Genomic DNA, 678 nt, shown 5'->3' with positions numbered 1-678 from the left:
TCTTGAACGATGCGAAGGCAAGCGTGATGATTGCGGATCAGGCCAATTACGATTTGCTGGAGTTGTCACAGAGTCTTGCGATCGAGGCTCCGGCGTTGATTGATCTGCAAGATCCGTTGATCGAGATTCAGCTGTCGTTGTTAGCCGATACGGTGGTGGATGACTCGGTGCGCACCGCGCCGCTGCTGCCCGAACACCTGGCCTATGTGATCTACACCTCGGGCAGCACCGGCATGCCCAAGGGCGTGGGCGTCTCGCATCAGGGTATCGCTAATTTGGCGTCCGCTCAAACACAGCGTTTTGGTTTGTCTCACAATCATCGGTTGCTGCAATTTGCTTCACAATCATTTGATGCCAGTATTTCAGAGATTACGACAGCGTGGTTCTCGGGCGCGACACTTGTGATTCCCAGCGCTGACAAGCAGTCTGAGCAAGTCGCCGAACTGATGAGTACGATTAACCGCTATGAGGTGACGCACGCGACGCTGCCTCCCGCGTTATTGGGTGAGGTGTCAGCCGAGGAACTCGAGGGTCTGCAGACTTTGGTGGTAGCGGGCGAGGCGTGCCCGCCTGCCTTGGTTCAACGTTTTGCCTCTCACATGCGCATGATCAACGGGTATGGCCCGACCGAGGTGACGGTGTGCGGCACGATGAGCGCGCCGCTCGATGCGCAGTCGG

Annotated in this window: 1 protein-coding gene; it reads left to right on the top strand. The window is 57.2% G+C overall.

What is annotated here, in order from left to right; genetic code table 11:
- Positions 1-26: 26 nt before the first annotated feature.
- Positions 27-678, top strand: a 652-nt coding sequence (locus tag QWY30_RS15835) for an AMP-binding protein (protein ID WP_290242655.1), incomplete at its 3' end; no start/stop codon positions are given.

Source organism: Zwartia panacis (assembly GCF_030410395.1).
GTDB lineage: Bacteria > Pseudomonadota > Gammaproteobacteria > Burkholderiales > Burkholderiaceae_B > Zwartia > Zwartia panacis.
The sequence above is the reverse complement of the archived record's forward strand: the minus strand, read 5'-3'. Positions and strand labels throughout refer to the sequence as shown.